This window comes from Salinisphaera sp. T31B1 (assembly GCF_040361275.1).
Taxonomy (GTDB): Bacteria; Pseudomonadota; Gammaproteobacteria; order Nevskiales; family Salinisphaeraceae; genus Salinisphaera.
Map to the genome: position 1 here is coordinate 1,455,419 of NZ_APNH01000001.1, position 15,642 is coordinate 1,471,060.

A 15,642-nucleotide genomic window follows, 5' to 3' on the forward strand; every position below is an offset into this window, starting at 1 on the left:
GCTGCTGTCGTTAGTGCCGGTATTTTGGGTCGACGATTTGCAGCCGGGCCATGCGTCGATAGACGGTCGAACGGGCAACTGACAGATCACGCGCTACCTGGGCGATATTCCAGTCGCGCTTGCGCAGATGGGCAAGCAGATGTTCACGCGGTGTAGCGGTTTGTTCGTCGGCCGGCGGCGCGGCCCGTTCCTCGGGCGCAACGGCTGTATCGGTCGTCGCTAGCGAGGCCGGCAGGTCGGCCATCTCGATGCCGTCGTCGTCGGCCAGCGCAAGCGCGAAGCGCAGCACGTTACGCAGCTCGCGTATGTTGCCGGGCCAGTCGTGGGCCAGCAGACGCTCGCGTACGTCCGGCTTGAGGCGGGCGCAGCAACCCAGCGCCCCGGCTTCGCTTTCAAGCAGGCGGTCAATCAGCCAGTCGACGTCGCTGCGTTGGCGCAGCGCAGGTAGCGATAGCGTACCGCCGGCCAGGCGGTAGTAGAGATCCTCGCGAAAAGTCCCTGCCGCGATCAGCGTGGTGAGATCACGATGGGTCGCGGTAATGACGCGTACGTCGAGCGCGACCGGCGTATCGCTGCCCAGCGGCAATACCTCGCGTTCGGCCAGCACGCGGAGCAGGCGCGTTTGTAGCGCGACCGGCATGTCGCCGATCTCGTCCAGAAAGAGTGTGCCGCCGTGTGCCTGTTGCAGCAGGCCCTTCATGCCGTGTTGGCGCGCGCCGGTAAACGTGCCGGGCGCATAGCCGAACAGCTCGCTTTCGATCAGCGACTCGGGCAGGGCGGCGCAGTTGATCGCCACGAATGGCGCGCTCGATCGGCTGCTGGCGGCGTGCAATGCGCGTGCGAGCACTTCTTTGCCGCTGCCGGTTTCGCCCTGAATGAGCAGATCGATCGGCTTGCCTGCCAGGCGTGCTGCCTGGGCGATCAGGCGCTGCATGGTGGCGTCGTTGCCGGCCATGGCTTGCAGCGTGCCCGTGCGTGCCGGAGCGGGCAGTCGGCGAGTGGTGCTTTTGCTTGGGCGGCGCGGTTGGGACAACGCCGCATGGAATGTGGCGTCGGACCAGCTGCGCAGGCGTACGCCGTCGTGGTCCTGTTTGAGTGCGTGAACGCGCGCGTTGCCGTCGCGAAAGAAAGCGCCGATGCCATGCCCCACGGGGCTTTGGCCGCTGGGTGGCTGGAGTGTCAGGCGCGCGCCGGTATTCGCGCCCACGATCGTGCCGTCTTCGTCGAGGGCCAGGATCAGGTCGGCATGGCTGTCGACGAATGCGGCACTGCGGCCCAGGCGAAGCAGCCAGTGATCGCGAAAATGATGGCTGAAATAACTGTCCTCGATGAGACGCGCATACAGCGAGGTCAGGTGCCAGGCCAGATGCTGGCCCTCACGCGCGCCCGGCACCGACAGTGCGGAGATATCGAGCACCGCGGCCACGCGGCCGTAGGGGTCGTGAAGGGGCGCGGCAGTACAGCTCAGATCGAGATTGCCTGCATAGAAATGATCGGTGCGATGACAGGTCAGCGTTCGCTGTTCGGCAATACAGGTGCCGATGCCGTTGGTGCCGACCACGGTTTCACCCCAGATCGTGCCGGCACGAAGCCCGGCGGCCTTCAGCGCCGGATCGGCGCGTTCGCCGCCGCGGCATTCCAGGGTGATGCCGTCGCTATCGGCGAGCATGGTGACATAGCCCTGGCCCGCGATATGGCCATAGAGCTGGTCCATGCCGGTGCGCGCGATATCGAGATATTCGCCGACCCGCTCACGACGCTCGTGCAGATCGGTTGCGCTGACATCCCGAATGCCGGGGTTGTGCTCGGGCTGCAGGCCGTACTCGCGGGCACAGCGCAGCCACGATTCACGGATGAGACGCTCGCTGCTCTCGCGGACGGCGACCTGGCCGGAGTCGATGACCTGGCGGACGGTTTCACTGTGCGGCTGTGTCATTACGGCGTCCCGGCGGCCGGCGTTCGATTCAGCGCCATACTATTGCCGGCGCGTGCGTTTGCTGCAACCGCTGCTCACAGGCCCGTCTGGCGTGGCCGCGTGCGCACGCGACCAAATTCAGCCGGCCCTTAGCGAAGAACAATTGGCGGTCGACAATGGAGCTCGGCGCGCCGCCGAGGCCGGAAGTTCAGGGTCGCTGCGGCAGCTGCGGTGCGAGCCGATGTCCGCTCGTGGCTATCGCCCCGGGGGACGGTTGTCTGCATACAGGACCGGATTCGTATACATCGGCCAGCGCCGGTGGATATCTTTCGGTATGCCGGCACGGTCTCGGATCGCGCTCGGGCCCACCAGGAACGGCACGCCCGATTCAGCGACGGACCCAGCGCACGCAGGCGTGGACAGGGCTGTCGAATTTTACATACGCCGCGTATCGATACGCGACGGGGTCGATCGAGTCACCGCTCGATAGCGCTTAGAAGCGATACCGGTAGGCCAGTGTTTCATCCTTGCGTGGCCCGCTGATGGTCCAGCGCAGATCGAAGCCGTCGTCGACCAGCCGCAGGCGAGCGTCGTAGCGATCGTTGCCGCAAAGATGACTTTCGGCCGCGGTCAATTCGCCGGGCGCGGCTGCAATTAGATCGAACAGCCAGACCGGCGCATCGCGGCCGAACCGTTCGTGTGCCAGGGCGACACGCCCCGGCGCGGCTCGCCAGTGAAAGACGTTGTGAAACGTCAGCGGATGTGTCGTATCCACCAACGTGAACCGTCCGGTTTCGATGAAGCGTAAACCGTCTCCGGCCTCCTCGCAGACCACGTCTGCCAGTCCGGTGCCAGTCCAGCCGGTGACCGAATCCGGGCCGGCCGTCGCCGAGAAAGTTAGACGACGCACGCTCGGCAGGCGCCGCCAGAGATCTATAATCGCGGATTCATCCGATAAGAGGGCGGCCGTCCGTTTCATGAGCTATCTGATTGGCGTGACTGTGCTCTGGGCGTTTTCGTTCAGCCTGATCGGGGTTTATCTGGCCGGTGTGGTCGACCCCTATTTTGCCGTATTCACGCGCCTCACGCTGGCTTGTCTGCTGTTCGCGCCGGTGTTGTGGCGCCAGCCTCTGCCCGTTCGCCACGCGCTCGGGCTGATGGGCGTCGGTGCGATTCAGATCGGGCTCATGTACACGTTCTTCTACCAGTCCTTTTTATGGCTCAGCGTGCCCGAGATTCTGCTGTTCACGATCTTCACACCGATCTATGTGACCCTGGTCGAGGATCTGCTGGCCCGTCGATGGACACCGATGTATCTGCTGAGCGCCGCCGCGGCGGTGGCCGGCGCGGGCATCATTCGTTACGACGGTATCAGCCAGGATTTCTGGACCGGTTTTCTGATCGTACAGGCGTCGAATCTCTGTTTTGCGGCCGGGCAGGTGGCCTATCGGCATGTGTACGACCGGCTGGACGTCCGGGTGAAGGGTTGGCGCGTGTTCGGCTGGTTCTTCGTGGGCGCCTGGCCGATCAGCGCGCTGTTATGGCTCGGGTTAGGTGATCTCTCGGGCTTGCCCACGACGGCGACTCAATGGGGGGTACTGACCTGGCTCGGGGTGGTCGCCTCCGGGCTCGGGTACTATTTCTGGAACCGCGGCGCGACACAGGTGGACATCGGCACCCTGGCCGTGATGAACAACGCCCTGATTCCAGCCGGGCTGACCGTGAATCTGTTGATCTGGAACCACGATGCCGATATATCCCGCCTTGCGCTGGGTGCGGCGGTGATGGCCCTCGCGCTGGTCGGCAACCGCTGGTGGGTCGTACGACGATCTCAGGGCTGTTCGAGCAGATCGGCCACCCGATCGAGCAGTTCATGAAGCTGGCCGACGTCGGCGGTGCCGAGCCGGGCTGCCAGGGCACGCTGGGCGCGCCGCCAGTCGCGCTGGCCGCTCTGAAGGGTGCGCCGACCCTCTTCGGTGAGACTCACATGGCGGCTACGGTCGTCGTTTCCGGCGATACACGCGACCAGGCCGCGCCGACGCAGGGTGCGTATCGTGCGCGTGATGGTCGAGTTATTGACGAACAGTCGGGAGGCCAGATCGCTCGGCCGGACCGGCTCGTGACGCTGGATGTTGCAAAGCAACGCATATTGACTGCCCCGGAGGCCGCTGTCGGCCAGATAGGCGTCATAATGACGTGCCACCACCCGGCTGACGCATTGCAACTTCAGGTGGGTGCAGCTGATTGTCGCGGTACCGTTCAAGCGGTTCATGTCCCCGGGGCGCTTTGGTAGGTCTTGCCTGCCCGACCAAACGGTCAATTCGTTGTCGGTGCGTTATCTGTATCGGCGCTCCGACCAGTTAGATTAGGGTCAAATTTCCCAATTCATCGATAGGAATGATGGCGAGGTGGCGTGCAGATCGCTGACGCCGCCGGGGAGAGGGTCGGCAGGGCGGCGTACACCGGCCCATATGATTCTCGGTCGACCGGCCTCGTCGCGCTGTGGTGGTCGGTCGTGCAGCCAGGCCAGTCCGAGCAGCGGCTGTGCGCCTGCAAGCCGATGCATCCCGTTGTCCGTGTCCCCGTCAGCCGTTACGCGAGCGAGCGGTCTGTGGTCCCGGTTCGGGTACCCGCATGTTCAGCGATTCTGGGCCATCGGAATCGAGACGGTTGTCGTCTAGTCCGGTTGACGGTTGCAGGCGCCTTCAGCGCCCGTCGGCTTTCGCCGGCTCGACATCGTCGCCGGCTCGGCCTCGGGTACCAACGTCTGCCGCGTGCCCAAGGGCGCGGTCGCCGTCGCGGCGTTCGGCCGCCGGTCGCCGGCCTCGCTGCGGGCTGCGATCACCTGCAGGGCGGCAAGCCAGATCAGTGGTACCGTTTCGATGAAGATCCGCTGCTCCTGGACACGACCGGCCAGCAGCGCGAACCCGATCAACGGCAGCGAGAATCCGATCAGCGCGGCGACCAGTCGCACGTCGAGCCACCGATGCCACATCAGCACGGGCAGATGGAGTCCGGCCGCGAAGCGGGCAACGAAGATGATCAGATAGAGCGGGCTGGTCAGCAGACCGAGATTTTCCCAGAGATGATTCTCGTACTGGGTGCCGGCCAGCTGCGCGTTCGGATTGACCTGATCGGCGAACAGCCAGTTAAGCGGCCACTGAATCGTGACGAATATCAGCAGCTGGATGCCCAGCAGCAAGGCCAGACGCGACCATGGCATGCGGCCGGCGAACAGCAGCGCGAAAAAGCCGAGCATGAAAACGGTCGTCTCGCGGTTGACCGTGGCCAAGGCGAAAACCAGCAGATAGGCGAGCATCAGGCCGCGCCGCGGCGCCTGCACGTGGCCGATCAACAGCAGCCCCATGCCCAGGGTGAACACGGCTGCCGGCAGGTCGTAAACATAATAGAACAGCGGCACGGGGTGCCAGGTGCCCAGGTCCAGCCGTTGATCCTCGGCCACGAAGGCGCTGGCCAGCTGGAGATCCGGGGCGATCAGATGCATGGCCATCGGAATCACCACCGTGATGGCCAGTACTCGTCGCATGAGATCGTCACGGCCGATGTTGAACATCACCAGTGCCCGATGCGAGAGCACGATCAGTGCGATCCAGCCGAACACTTCGAGCATGCCGAACAGCAGTTTTTCACCCAAGGGCAGGAAGTGCTGGATACCGGCGACGATCGCCGGCAGCAATACGCGGTGCTGGAACGGCTCCACGGCGTTGAAGTTGACCAGCCGCTCAAAGGTGACGAGTTCGAACGGGTGGGTCGTGGTCAGGTGCAGACAGGTCAGAAAGATGGATATCGTCGTCACGACTAGCAGCCAGACGAGTCGTTCGCTTCGGCCGGCATCTGGCATGGGAGCAGCGGATCGAGACATAAAAGCTCGCGGCGAAAATCGAGCGATGACGGATCAAGCGACCATTATAGGCACGTTAAAAAGACGTTTTGCGATCCGTGAACTCACCTAGTCCGGCGCCGATCGGGCAACGAAACTGTTATCGTCGGTGTCGTATTACTGTTGCAAGGAACACGCATGAAAGCCGCGATACTGCATGCGCCCGGCGGACTCGAGCGCATCGAGATCGTGGAGCGCGATCGGCCAGAGCCCGCTGCCCACGAGATTTTGGTGCAGGTTCATGCCAGCTCGCTGAATTACCATGATTATGTCGTGGCCATCGGTGGCATTCCCACCGAAGATCAGCGGGTGCTCATGTCGGACGGTGCCGGCGAGGTGGTGGCTATCGGCGACGACGTTACCCAATTCGCGGTTGGCGATCGTGTCATCTCTACATTCTTTCCGAACTGGGTCGACGGGCCGATCAGCCTGGCCAAGCGCGCGGGCACGCCCGGCGACCGCGGCCCCGGTATGGCCGCCCAGTTCGTCGCCGGGGCAGAGAACGCGTTCACTCATGCACCCGCCGGCTACAGCCATGTGCAGGCCGCGACGTTGCCGTGTGCGGCCCTCACCGCCTGGCGCGCGCTGATGGTCGAAGCACGGATCAAGCCGGGCGATACCGTGCTGGTACTGGGTAGCGGCGGTGTGTCGATATTTGCGCTTCAGTTCGCACGGGTCGCGGGCGCGAAAGTGATCGCCACGACCAGTTCGCAGTCCAAGGCAGACCGGCTGACCGAGCTCGGCGCCGAGCACGTGGTCAACTATGCCGAGGATCCCAAGTGGGGCAAAACGGTCAAGCAGCTCACCGGCGGCCGCGGCGTGGATGCGGTGGTGGAGATCGGCGGCCCGGATACGCTCGGGCAATCGATCGCTGCCTGCCGCATGGGTGGGCATATCAGCCTCATCGGCGTGCTGACCGGGGTCAAGGGCGAGGTCCCGACGGCGGCGTTCTTCTATGCCAACCTCACGATGACGGGCATCAGCGTGGGCAGCCGCTGTCAGCAGCAGGACATGGTGCGCGCGATCGAGGCCTCCGGCATCGTTCCGGTGGTCGATTCCGAATTCGAGCTTGCCGACTTGGCCGAGGCCTTTGCTTATCAGAAGGCCCAGAAACACTTCGGCAAGATCTGTCTCACCCTCTAGCACGCCCAGGACCGGCACGATCGTTGGCCAGGAGATTTCTACGATGAGCAATCCTCGATCGGGTGACGGCCGCTCGCCGTTCGCCGTCCGGCTGTTGGCAACCGGTGGCACCATCGAAAAGACCTATGACCCGGCGCGCGGTGCGTTGACGCTCGATGTGCCGGTGATCCAATCGCTGCTCGACGGCCTGCGCCAGCCGGACATACGGGTCGGCGTCGAACGGGTGATGGCCAAGGACTCCCTCGACATGAGCGATGGCGATCGCGAGGCGATCGTTCAGGCGGTTCGTATGGCGCTCGATCGCGGCGATAGCGATGCGGTTGTCGTCACGCACGGCACCGATACCCTGGCGGATACCGCGGCTGCGCTGGTGGACGGTCTGTCCGCACCGGCGATACCGGTACTGCTCACTGGTGCGATGGTGCCCTGGCGTGTGGCTGATAGCGATGCCGCCCAGAACATGGCGCAGGCTCTGATGGCCGCCCGTCTGGTGGAGCCCGGTGTGTACGCGGTATTTCACTCGCGGGTGATTCCCGGTGACCGCGTGGTCAAGGATTACGATCGCCTCACGTTGGTCGAGGCATCCGACGCCCCTGCCTGATCGGCCGGTCGACGGCCGTCCTCGTGGCCTCGTATTGATACAGTTGAACAAGGTGATCCGATGGCCCGCGCGCTACCCAGCCTGACCAGCGGCTCAATAGTCCGTGCACTGCTGCGGCTGGCGGTACCGATCGTGTTCGCCAATCTGTTGCAGACCGCCTATCAGCTGATCGACACCTTCTGGGTGGGCCGGCTCGGTGCCGCGGCGGTGGCTGCGGTGTCGCTGAGTTTTCCGGTGATCTTTTTCCTGATCTCGCTCGGGCTCGGCCTGGCCTTGGCGGGTACGATCCTGGTGGCCCAGTATCAGGGCGCAGGCAACACGCGCGCGGTCAACGAGGTCTCGGCCCAGGCGCTGATCGGGGTAGTGCTCATATCGCTGGTACTGGCCGTGGCGGGCTTTATCGGTGCGCCGCATATCGTGGCGTTTCTGGGCGCGGCGGCGGACGTTCTGCCGCTGGCCTCGCAGTATCTGCAAGTGTCGTTCGTGGGCCTGCCGTTCTTGTTCGCCTATGTGATCTTCCAGTCGTTGATGCGGGGCGTAGGCGATGCGCGTACGCCGCTGATCATCGTCACCGGGACCGTGGTGCTCAACTTCGTGCTGGATCCGCTGTTCATTCTCGGCTATGGCCCGGTGCCGGCTATGGGCGTGAGCGGCGCAGCCCTGGCCACGGTGATCACCCAGGGGCTCGCCGCGCTGGTCGGACTGGCCATGCTGTTTTCCGGCCGATACGGCATCCGTCTGCGGCCGCGCTATCTACGGCCCGATCCGGCGTTGCTGTGGCGCCTGCTCAAGCTCGGGCTGCCGGCGGCGGTGGAACAGTCCACGCGGGCGCTCGGGCTGATGCTGATGACCATTCTGGTTGCCGGTTTCGGCACCGTCACGCTGGCCGCCTATGGGATCGGCACGCGCATGCTTAGTTTCGTGATCATTCCCGCGCTGGGGCTCAGTCAAGCGACCTCCGCTCTGGTCGGGCAGAACATCGGCGCCGGCGAGATCGGCCGGGCCGAGCGAACCGCCTGGCTCAGTGCCGTGATTGCGCTGCTCGCGCTGTCCGCGTTCGGGGTGGCGGGTTTCATGTTCGCACGCCCGATCGTGACGCTGTTCGTCCCCGATGCGCCCGACGTCATCGACAAGGGCACGCTGTTCGTGCGGATCACCGCGCTCACCTATGGCCTGATCGGCGCCCAGCAGGTCATCACCGGGGCGTTTCGCGGTTCGGGCAACACACTCGTGGCCATGGCCATCGCGCTGGTCTCGCTATGGATGCTCCAGTTTCCGCTTGCCTGGGTGTTGTCGAACAACACAGGGCTCGGTGAAGTCGGCATCTGGATCGCGTATCCGATCCAGAATGTCATCACCGCAGCCATTGCGGCCATATGGTTCGCTCGTGGCAACTGGAAACAACAACATGTGATCGAGGCCTCGCCCGCCGAGCGCGCGGTCTCGACCTACCGACCCGGCGAGATCACCAACACGACGCTTCGCTAGGTCGCCCCGGCGCCTGTGGCGTCAGGCCTGCCCGGCGAGAGCTTCGAACGATCGGTTGGCTGGGGTACGCGGCCGGTTGGTGTCGGGCCGATTGCCCAGATGGATGGCGCAGGCGACCCGCAGCATCGAGGCCAGATTGGCTACACGGCCGCGATCGATCAGCACCTCGCTGTAGAGCTCGCCGATGAATTCGGCGATCGAATACCCCTGCTCGGCGGCGAGCCGGTCGAGTATTTGCCAGAACTCGTTTTCCAGTCGAACGCTGGTCACACATCCCTGCAGACGGATCGAACGGGTGGTGCTGCGATAGCGCGCAGGGTCGGCCGATGCATAAATCTGGCACATGGCTCCTCCGGATCGTTGGAAGTCTTGATTGTTCTTGTACAACGAACCTACCGCGCACGCCGGCACTCGGCAATGTAGTAAATGACTGTTACCTGCACCGGGTTTGGGCGCGCTAGCCTGCAGTGACTACAACAGCAGACGGGCGCTCAGCCCGCCGCGAACGTCGAGGGAGAATGGGCGATGTCGGATTATATGGTCAGCCGACGCGCGTTTCTGCGCGGTGGCGGTGCATTGCTTACCGGGACGCTGGCCGCTTCGAGCGGGGCGCTGGCGCTGTTCGCACCCACGTCCAGCTGGGCGTTGGAGCTGACAACGCTGAATCGGCATCAGGGCCAGACGGTGCTGGCCTTCACGCGGCAGGTGTTCCCGCACGAGACACTCGACGACGCCGTCTATGCACTGGTGGTCAAGGATCTCGACCGGGAGGCCGCCGTCGACGCCTCGCTGCATGCGCTGTTGGTCGACGGGGTCGACCGGCTTGACGGATCAGGGCAGGGCGATTGGCTGAGCCGCAGCGCTGACGAGCAGTTCGTACAGGTCAAGGCGTTGGAGCCGACGCCGTTCTTCGCCAAAGTCCACAGCACGGCAGTGGTCTCGCTCTATGACAACGACATGGCGTTCGCGCATTTCGGGTATCCGGGGCGGCGCGGCGATCCCGGGTATATCCATCGCGGTTTCAACGACCTGCACTGGCTGCCCGAGCCGCCGGCATCGGCCAGCGGGCCGATTCCCGAGACTGCCTGAGGAGGTCGAGCATGGGCATGTACGACAATCGCAAACAGTTTTCGCACGACGACGACAACGTCGTGGTGATCGTGGGCTCGGGCGCCGGGGGCGGGACGCTGGCCAACGAGCTGGCTCAGAAAGGCATCGACGTGGTGCTGCTCGAAGCCGGTGATCTGCATACCACGGGTGACTTCATCGCCGATGAGTGGCCATCGTTCAACCAGCTGGCCTGGAGCGATACCCGCACCACCTCCGGCGATTGGCGAGTGGCCCGCGACTTTCCCAACCTGCCGGCATGGATATGCAAGACCGTGGGCGGCACGTCGGTGCACTGGGCAGGTGCCAGCCTGCGGATCGAAGACCACGAATTCCGTGCTCGCAGCACCTACGGAAACGTGGCGGACGCGAATCTGCTCGACTGGCCGGTGACGCTGGACGAACTGGCACCGTACTACGATGCTGCAGAGAAGAAACTCAACGTCACGCGGACAAACGGTCTGCCGGGATTGCCGGGGAACAACAACTTCAAGGTCATGTATGCCGGCGCCACCGAGCTTGGCTACAAGACCTGCCATACCGGTCGAATGGCGATCAACAGCGTCAACAAGGATGGCCGACACCATTGCATGCAGCGTGGATTCTGTTTTCAGGGCTGTCGGTATGCGGCCAAGTGGTCGACGCTCTATACCGAGATTCCGCAGGCGCTGGCCACCGGCCATGCCGAGCTGCGTACGCAGGTGCATGCGGCACGGATCGAGCACGACGATCAGGATCGTGCAACGGCCGTGGTGTATTTCGATGCCGGCGGCAACCGCCAGCGCCAGAAAGCGCGCGTGGTCGCGGTCGCCGGCAACTCGATCGAGTCGCCGCGACTCCTGCTCAACTCCGAATCCGCTCGTTTCCCTCGCGGCCTGGCCAACGGGTCCGATCAGGTGGGCCGGAACTACATGCGTCATACCACCGGCACCGTCTGGGGTGTATTCGACGAGCCCGTCGAGATGTACAAGGGCACGACCATGGCGGGCGTGATTCTGGATGAAGCTCGCCATGATCCGAAACGTGGCTTCGTCGGCGGCTACGAAATGGAGACCATTTCGCTCGGGCTGCCGTTCATGGCCGCGTTCTTCAACCCGGGAGGCTGGGGCCGCGGTTTCACCGAAGCCATGGATCAGTATCGTTACATGGCCGGCATGTGGCTGGTCGGCGAGGACATGCCTCAGCAATCCAATCGCGTGACCCTCAGCGGCGAGGCCATGGACGATTTCGGGCTGCCGGTCGCTCATGTTCACTACGACGATCATGCAAACGACCGCGCCATGCGCGAACACGCCTATACGCAGGGCGAAGCCGTATACACCGCCGCCGGGGCCGTACGCACCTATCGCACCCCGCCATACCCCTCCACCCATAATCTGGGTACCTGCCGGATGAGCGCAGACGCGGGCGAGGGCGTGTGCAACGGGCATGGCCAGACCCACGAGCTGGCCAATCTGTTCGTATCCGACGGCAGCCAGTTCACCACCAGTGCGGCGGAAAACCCGACGCTCACCATCGTGACGCTGGCGATCCGGCAGGCCGACTATATTGCCGAGCAGATGAAATCGCGCACGATCTGATTCGAAGCCCGGCGCATGCCGGGCGAACGGCGTTTGTGGCACGCTGGGAGGATGCGATACCCGCTTGCCACCTACTCACGCGCGCATTTCATTGCCCTGATTGGCATCGTGCTGTTCTTCCTGGGCGGCGGAGTCGCGCACTTCTGGTTGTCGCCGTGGTTCGTGGCCATCGTGCCGGACTATATTCCCACGCCGGTGCTGGCCGTTGCCGTCAGCGGCGCCTGCGAGATTCTGGGCGCGATCGGCCTGCTCATGCCGCGTACGCGGCGCGCTGCCGGTATCGGTCTGCTCCTGCTGATCGTCGCCGTCTTCCCTGCCAACGTCTTCATGGCCCAGCATCCCGAACGGTTCGACGTCTTCCCGCTCTGGGCCCTGTACCTGAGATTGCCGCTTCAGCTGGTGCTCTTGGCCTGGGTTGGCTATGCCATGCGGCGCGCGGGATTGGCCACCAGCCTCTAGATCGATTCATAAGCGTGCGGCCTGGTGCGCTGAATCATTCAGGCCGAGCCCTTTAGCCGACAAGGGGTGCGGTCTATCCGTTTCGCGCGACTTTCGACTGCCTACAGTCGACGGTTGGCTGGCGACTGTTGCACATACAACCGTCGGTAACGTTAAATACCCATGCACACGCTCGTGTGCCCAGCACCTCTGCGTCGAATGAGGGCAGCCACCGATGGCGCGACGACAAGACAGGGCTCCGGGCGTTTGGACGAGCGACGGGTTTCTCTGGCCGGCTTGATCGACGGCCCGGCGAGCGTAATGGGTTGGGATGATCATCAAAGTGAATAAACCGGAAGCTGGCTTGGTCTCGGACAGTGGCGTCAACGTCTGGGTAGACGGTGATCCGCCGCCGCACGACGGCCCCACGGTTGATATCGAATGCTTCTACGAACTCGCACCCTCGCCGGAACTCTATGCGGCGCTCGAAGCACAGCAGATCAGCACGGATGCATTCACTGCGGATTACGAGCTGGAACTGGACCAGATACCGCTGGCCCGTTTCTCCACGCTGATTCGCGGCGCCCGCGATGATAGGCTGGCCTTGATCAGCCGTCGGGCGCTGCCTGCCCACGTGCTGCGACGCTATATCGACGATCTGGTGGCCATGACCGACGCAGACGATCGCCGTCTTGCCGAGGCGGGCCATCACTGTGCCTTGGTGGCCGAACGCGCCTATCGCGAGCAACGTGCAGCCGGTGCGACGCACACTCAGGCGGTGCGCGCTTCTCGCCAGGCCCTGCGGGACGGCGAGCCGCGCGTCTAGTCGAGCAGCTCGCGCGCGGCGACAGGACGAACGACGGGATGGAATCGGTCGTGTTGGAGTTCGTCTTTGAGTGCATTGTTTCGCAGTTTCGAGCGCAATCACTACGGTCGTGATTGGGTCGTGGGCGATATCCACGGCTGTTTCTACATGCTGGACCGGCTGCTCGACCGGGCCGGCTTCGACCGGCACTGCGATCGCTTGTTCAGCCTCGGTGATCTCATCGATCGTGGACCCGACAGTGAACGCGCGCTGGCCTATCTCGACGAGCCCTGGTTTCATGCCATTCGCGGCAATCACGAACAAATGCTGCTCGACAGCGTCCGCCATGGCGGCGATCTGCAGCGGCTCTGGCAGGTCAACGGGGGCGAGTGGTTCGCCGAGCTGAGCCCGTGGCACCAGGAAACCTTCACGGCCTATTGTTCGGCGCTGCCTCTGGCTGCGGAGGTGGAGTTACACGACGGGCGCCGGGCCGGACTGGCCCATGCCGATGTGCCGGACGATTGGGCCGACGTCGTCGACGGCCTGACCGGCGATACCGTCACGCCCGAACTGGCCAACCGGCTGCTCTGGCAACGAGAACGCGCTACGGAGATCGAACGACGGGACCGCGGCCTGTTGTGGCGCAGGCGCCGGCGGCCGATCGTGGTCCACGGCATCGATTTGGTGCTGTTCGGTCATACGCCGATGAGCGCGCCTACGCGCTGCGAGAACACCCGCTGGCTCGATACGGGTGCATTCATGGGTCGCCGGCTCACCGTCGCCGAGCTGGCTCTGGACGGTTGCGTATGGTCCCTGGCATCCGATCTGGATCATTGCAGTGACCAATGGCGTTGCGTGGTCTCGGATCGCAGGCGCTGAGCCGCGCACCGGACGAGTCACGGGTTCCGGTCGCGGCTCAGTTGGGCACAGTCGTCGGCGGGACTGAGGCCGGCAAACCGGTCGGCCAGGAAATCGACCGCCCGGGAGGCGTGGGTGATCGCGGCGGTGATGTGCTCGCCGAACGCCGATTCGAACACTACCGGCACACCCAGCTCACAGTAGCGGCGGGCCAGCGCACGCGCGTCGCTAGTCGGGGTGATCTGGTCGAACCGGGCGTGGTAGTACAGCAGCGGCGCGGTGAATGCGCGTTGGCCCAGGCGGTTTTCGGCGATGACCTGTCGAACCACCGGGACGGCCAGCAGGTTGTCGACGGTGACATAGTCGCGCATGTCGTCGAAGCTGTAGCCCGACAGCACCGGATCCTTGACCCAGGCCAGCTCCTGACCGACGCAGCTGGCATCCAGATCCTCGAACATCCGACGGCCTTTTTCGTTGAGCAGGGTATCGACATCGATACGGTCGTAAGCGCGCGACAGGCCGATGACGGCGGCGAAATACAGGCCGGCGAACAGCCCGCCATCGACATGCTCGGCCGAGCTGGCCAGATCCGCCGGCGGCCCGCCGGCGGCGATACCGACCAGATTGGTTTCCGGCGCGTAGTCGGCGGCGATTTCTGCTGCCCATAAACTGGCGAACGCGCCGCCCGAGTAACCCCACAGTGCGGCCGGAGTATCCGCATCGACCCACGCATCCGGGAGGAAGCGACGCGCTGCACGAATGCCATCGAGCACGCCCTGGCCGGCGTTGCGACCGGCCAGAAACTGCGTTTCCGGGCCCTCGTAATCGGGAATCACCACCACCCAGCCGCGGCGCAGTGCCTTGTTCATCAGCAGGTGTTCGACCATCGACCCGGACAGGATTTCATAAGAGGGCGCACAGCGGCGCGTGAGCGCGTCGTAAGCCACCTGATAGGACAAAAGCCTCGGTTTCGGCTCGTCTGGCACCAGGATCGTGGCGACCACCGCCTGTGGTTTGCCGTTGGTGTCATTGCTGCGATAAACGACCTGCCAGGCGCGCGCATTCACCTCGAAAAAGTAATAAGCCTCGGGCGCGATCGGCCGGTAGCGCAGTATCGTCCCCGGCGCCACCGCAGCCAGTTCCGCAGCCGAAGGCTGGACATGAAAGGCATCGTCGGCGGGGGGCTCGAACGGCGCTTCGGGCTCGGAAAAGCGCGCTGCGGTATCGGCTACCGTAGCCGGCGGCACGGCCTGATCGGTGACCGGCGGCTGCCAGGCGCAGCCGGCGGCCAGTGCCATAAGACACGCGGCATACGATCTAATCAAACCGTTTGAGTAGTGCAAATTGAACCAAACTTCATTTTTAGCGTTATTTTTATCTAGAACAGAAGCGCGCCGGCTCTCGGACATGCAGTTGATAAGCATGCTGATGGCCAATTGGAAAATACCCAAAGTAACGCTATTTGGCGCAACCACATCATTTTAGCCCGCGGCCACTCTGTGAGTGAATCGTTCTGCAGACAGAGCAGGCTTGGCTCTGGTACTCGAGCAAGACCAACCATGGAGTGAGCGTGTCAATCGCCGAAGATCACGTATAAAAAGTGCGGGCGCCGTCATGTACGAAAAAAACCTTTCGTTGGCATTACGACACTCGATAAGTGACGGTTCCGGAACGACCGATCGTCGATTAACGCGCTTGTTGTCTTTCTTTCAGGCGAGCCTGCAAGCGTGGCACTGACTCTTGTGGAACTGGATAATTTCATTACCACCGGGCAGGTTATATCGCTCGTAGAATAGATTTATCGTG

15 protein-coding genes are annotated in these 15,642 nt (G+C 63.8%); 9 read left to right on the top strand and 6 right to left on the bottom strand.

From position 1 onward, the window contains the following. Positions 1–10: 10 nt before the first annotated feature. On the bottom strand, positions 11–1,936 hold the full coding sequence (locus T31B1_RS06665; RefSeq protein WP_353248653.1) for a sigma-54-dependent Fis family transcriptional regulator: 1,926 nt from the start codon (positions 1,934–1,936) through the stop codon (positions 11–13). Between the two features lie 472 nt (positions 1,937–2,408). Then, positions 2,409–2,894, bottom strand: a complete 486-nt coding sequence (locus T31B1_RS06670; protein WP_353248654.1) for a DUF6314 family protein — start codon at positions 2,892–2,894, stop codon at positions 2,409–2,411. Between T31B1_RS06670 and T31B1_RS06675 the strand changes: the two genes are divergently transcribed. After that, positions 2,893–3,792, top strand: a complete 900-nt coding sequence (locus tag T31B1_RS06675; RefSeq protein ID WP_353248655.1) for an EamA family transporter — start codon at positions 2,893–2,895, stop codon at positions 3,790–3,792. The genes T31B1_RS06670 and T31B1_RS06675 overlap by 2 nt on opposite strands. On the opposite strand, the gene T31B1_RS06680 is transcribed toward T31B1_RS06675, so the two are convergent. After that, positions 3,747–4,187, bottom strand: coding sequence for a MarR family winged helix-turn-helix transcriptional regulator (locus tag T31B1_RS06680; protein WP_353248656.1), 441 nt, complete (start codon positions 4,185–4,187; stop codon positions 3,747–3,749). The genes T31B1_RS06675 and T31B1_RS06680 overlap by 46 nt on opposite strands. Before the next feature lie 405 nt (positions 4,188–4,592). Beyond that, positions 4,593–5,732 carry a hypothetical protein gene (locus T31B1_RS06685; protein ID WP_353248657.1) on the bottom strand — a complete coding sequence of 380 codons (1,140 nt, stop codon included), beginning with the start codon at positions 5,730–5,732 and terminating at the stop codon, positions 4,593–4,595. Positions 5,733–5,954: 222 nt separating this feature from the next. On the opposite strand from T31B1_RS06685, the gene T31B1_RS06690 reads away from it, so the two are divergent. Genes T31B1_RS06690 through T31B1_RS06700 form a run of 3 tightly spaced genes read left to right on the top strand, consistent with a single transcriptional unit; the run spans position 5,955 to position 9,048 of the window. Then, entirely contained in the window at positions 5,955–6,959 is a 1,005-nt protein-coding gene (locus tag T31B1_RS06690; RefSeq protein ID WP_353248658.1) for a zinc-dependent alcohol dehydrogenase family protein, read from the top strand. A gap of 43 nt (positions 6,960–7,002) precedes the next feature. Then, positions 7,003–7,560 (top strand): asparaginase, encoded by a 558-nt coding sequence (locus T31B1_RS06695; protein WP_353248659.1) that lies wholly within the window; start codon positions 7,003–7,005, stop codon positions 7,558–7,560. A gap of 60 nt (positions 7,561–7,620) precedes the next feature. Beyond that, positions 7,621–9,048 carry an MATE family efflux transporter gene (locus tag T31B1_RS06700; RefSeq protein WP_353248660.1) on the top strand — a complete coding sequence of 476 codons (1,428 nt, stop codon included), beginning with the start codon at positions 7,621–7,623 and terminating at the stop codon, positions 9,046–9,048. A gap of 21 nt (positions 9,049–9,069) precedes the next feature. Here the strand turns inward: T31B1_RS06700 and T31B1_RS06705 are convergent, their stop codons facing one another. Further along, entirely contained in the window at positions 9,070–9,393 is a 324-nt protein-coding gene (locus T31B1_RS06705; protein WP_353248661.1) for a ribbon-helix-helix domain-containing protein, read from the bottom strand. Positions 9,394–9,573: 180 nt separating this feature from the next. Here T31B1_RS06705 and T31B1_RS06710 point away from each other — a divergent pair, with 180 nt between their 5' ends. The 5 genes from T31B1_RS06710 (at position 9,574) to T31B1_RS06730 (ending at position 13,857) form a co-directional block, all read left to right on the top strand. Then, the gene (locus T31B1_RS06710; protein ID WP_353248662.1) at positions 9,574–10,137 is read left to right on the top strand and encodes a tat (twin-arginine translocation) pathway signal sequence; all 564 of its coding nucleotides are present in this window, start codon (positions 9,574–9,576) and stop codon (positions 10,135–10,137) included. 17 nt (positions 10,138–10,154) lie between these two features. After that, positions 10,155–11,735: a GMC family oxidoreductase gene (locus T31B1_RS06715; RefSeq protein WP_502950934.1), complete on the top strand. Its 1,581-nt coding sequence runs from the start codon at positions 10,155–10,157 to the stop codon at positions 11,733–11,735. 51 nt (positions 11,736–11,786) lie between these two features. Next, positions 11,787–12,194: a DoxX family protein gene (locus tag T31B1_RS06720; protein WP_353248664.1), complete on the top strand. Its 408-nt coding sequence runs from the start codon at positions 11,787–11,789 to the stop codon at positions 12,192–12,194. A 322-nt stretch (positions 12,195–12,516) separates the two neighbouring features. Then, on the top strand, positions 12,517–12,999 hold the full coding sequence (locus tag T31B1_RS06725; protein ID WP_353248665.1) for a DUF488 family protein, N3 subclade: 483 nt from the start codon (positions 12,517–12,519) through the stop codon (positions 12,997–12,999). A gap of 66 nt (positions 13,000–13,065) precedes the next feature. Then, positions 13,066–13,857, top strand: a complete 792-nt coding sequence (locus T31B1_RS06730) for a metallophosphoesterase (RefSeq protein ID WP_353248666.1) — start codon at positions 13,066–13,068, stop codon at positions 13,855–13,857. A 17-nt stretch (positions 13,858–13,874) separates the two neighbouring features. Here T31B1_RS06730 and T31B1_RS06735 read toward each other — a convergent pair whose 3' ends face one another. Then, entirely contained in the window at positions 13,875–15,134 is a 1,260-nt protein-coding gene (locus T31B1_RS06735; RefSeq protein ID WP_353248667.1) for a lipase family protein, read from the bottom strand. Positions 15,135–15,642 lie beyond the last annotated feature (508 nt).

What these genes read in the sequence shown, in the direction of transcription:
- T31B1_RS06665 (WP_353248653.1), bottom strand. Translation starts at nt 1,936, where the DNA reads ATGACACAGCCGCACAGTGAAACCGTCCGCCAGGTCATCGACTCCGGC.
- T31B1_RS06675 (WP_353248655.1), top strand. Translation starts at nt 2,893, where the DNA reads ATGAGCTATCTGATTGGCGTGACTGTGCTCTGGGCGTTTTCGTTCAGC.
- T31B1_RS06670 (WP_353248654.1), bottom strand. Translation starts at nt 2,894, where the DNA reads ATGAAACGGACGGCCGCCCTCTTATCGGATGAATCCGCGATTATAGAT.
- T31B1_RS06680 (WP_353248656.1), bottom strand. Translation starts at nt 4,187, where the DNA reads ATGAACCGCTTGAACGGTACCGCGACAATCAGCTGCACCCACCTGAAG.
- T31B1_RS06690 (WP_353248658.1), top strand. Translation starts at nt 5,955, where the DNA reads ATGAAAGCCGCGATACTGCATGCGCCCGGCGGACTCGAGCGCATCGAG.
- T31B1_RS06695 (WP_353248659.1), top strand. Translation starts at nt 7,003, where the DNA reads ATGAGCAATCCTCGATCGGGTGACGGCCGCTCGCCGTTCGCCGTCCGG.
- T31B1_RS06700 (WP_353248660.1), top strand. Translation starts at nt 7,621, where the DNA reads ATGGCCCGCGCGCTACCCAGCCTGACCAGCGGCTCAATAGTCCGTGCA.
- T31B1_RS06705 (WP_353248661.1), bottom strand. Translation starts at nt 9,393, where the DNA reads ATGTGCCAGATTTATGCATCGGCCGACCCTGCGCGCTATCGCAGCACC.
- T31B1_RS06710 (WP_353248662.1), top strand. Translation starts at nt 9,574, where the DNA reads ATGTCGGATTATATGGTCAGCCGACGCGCGTTTCTGCGCGGTGGCGGT.
- T31B1_RS06715 (WP_502950934.1), top strand. Translation starts at nt 10,155, where the DNA reads ATGTACGACAATCGCAAACAGTTTTCGCACGACGACGACAACGTCGTG.
- T31B1_RS06720 (WP_353248664.1), top strand. Translation starts at nt 11,787, where the DNA reads ATGCGATACCCGCTTGCCACCTACTCACGCGCGCATTTCATTGCCCTG.
- T31B1_RS06735 (WP_353248667.1), bottom strand. Translation starts at nt 15,134, where the DNA reads ATGGCACTGGCCGCCGGCTGCGCCTGGCAGCCGCCGGTCACCGATCAG.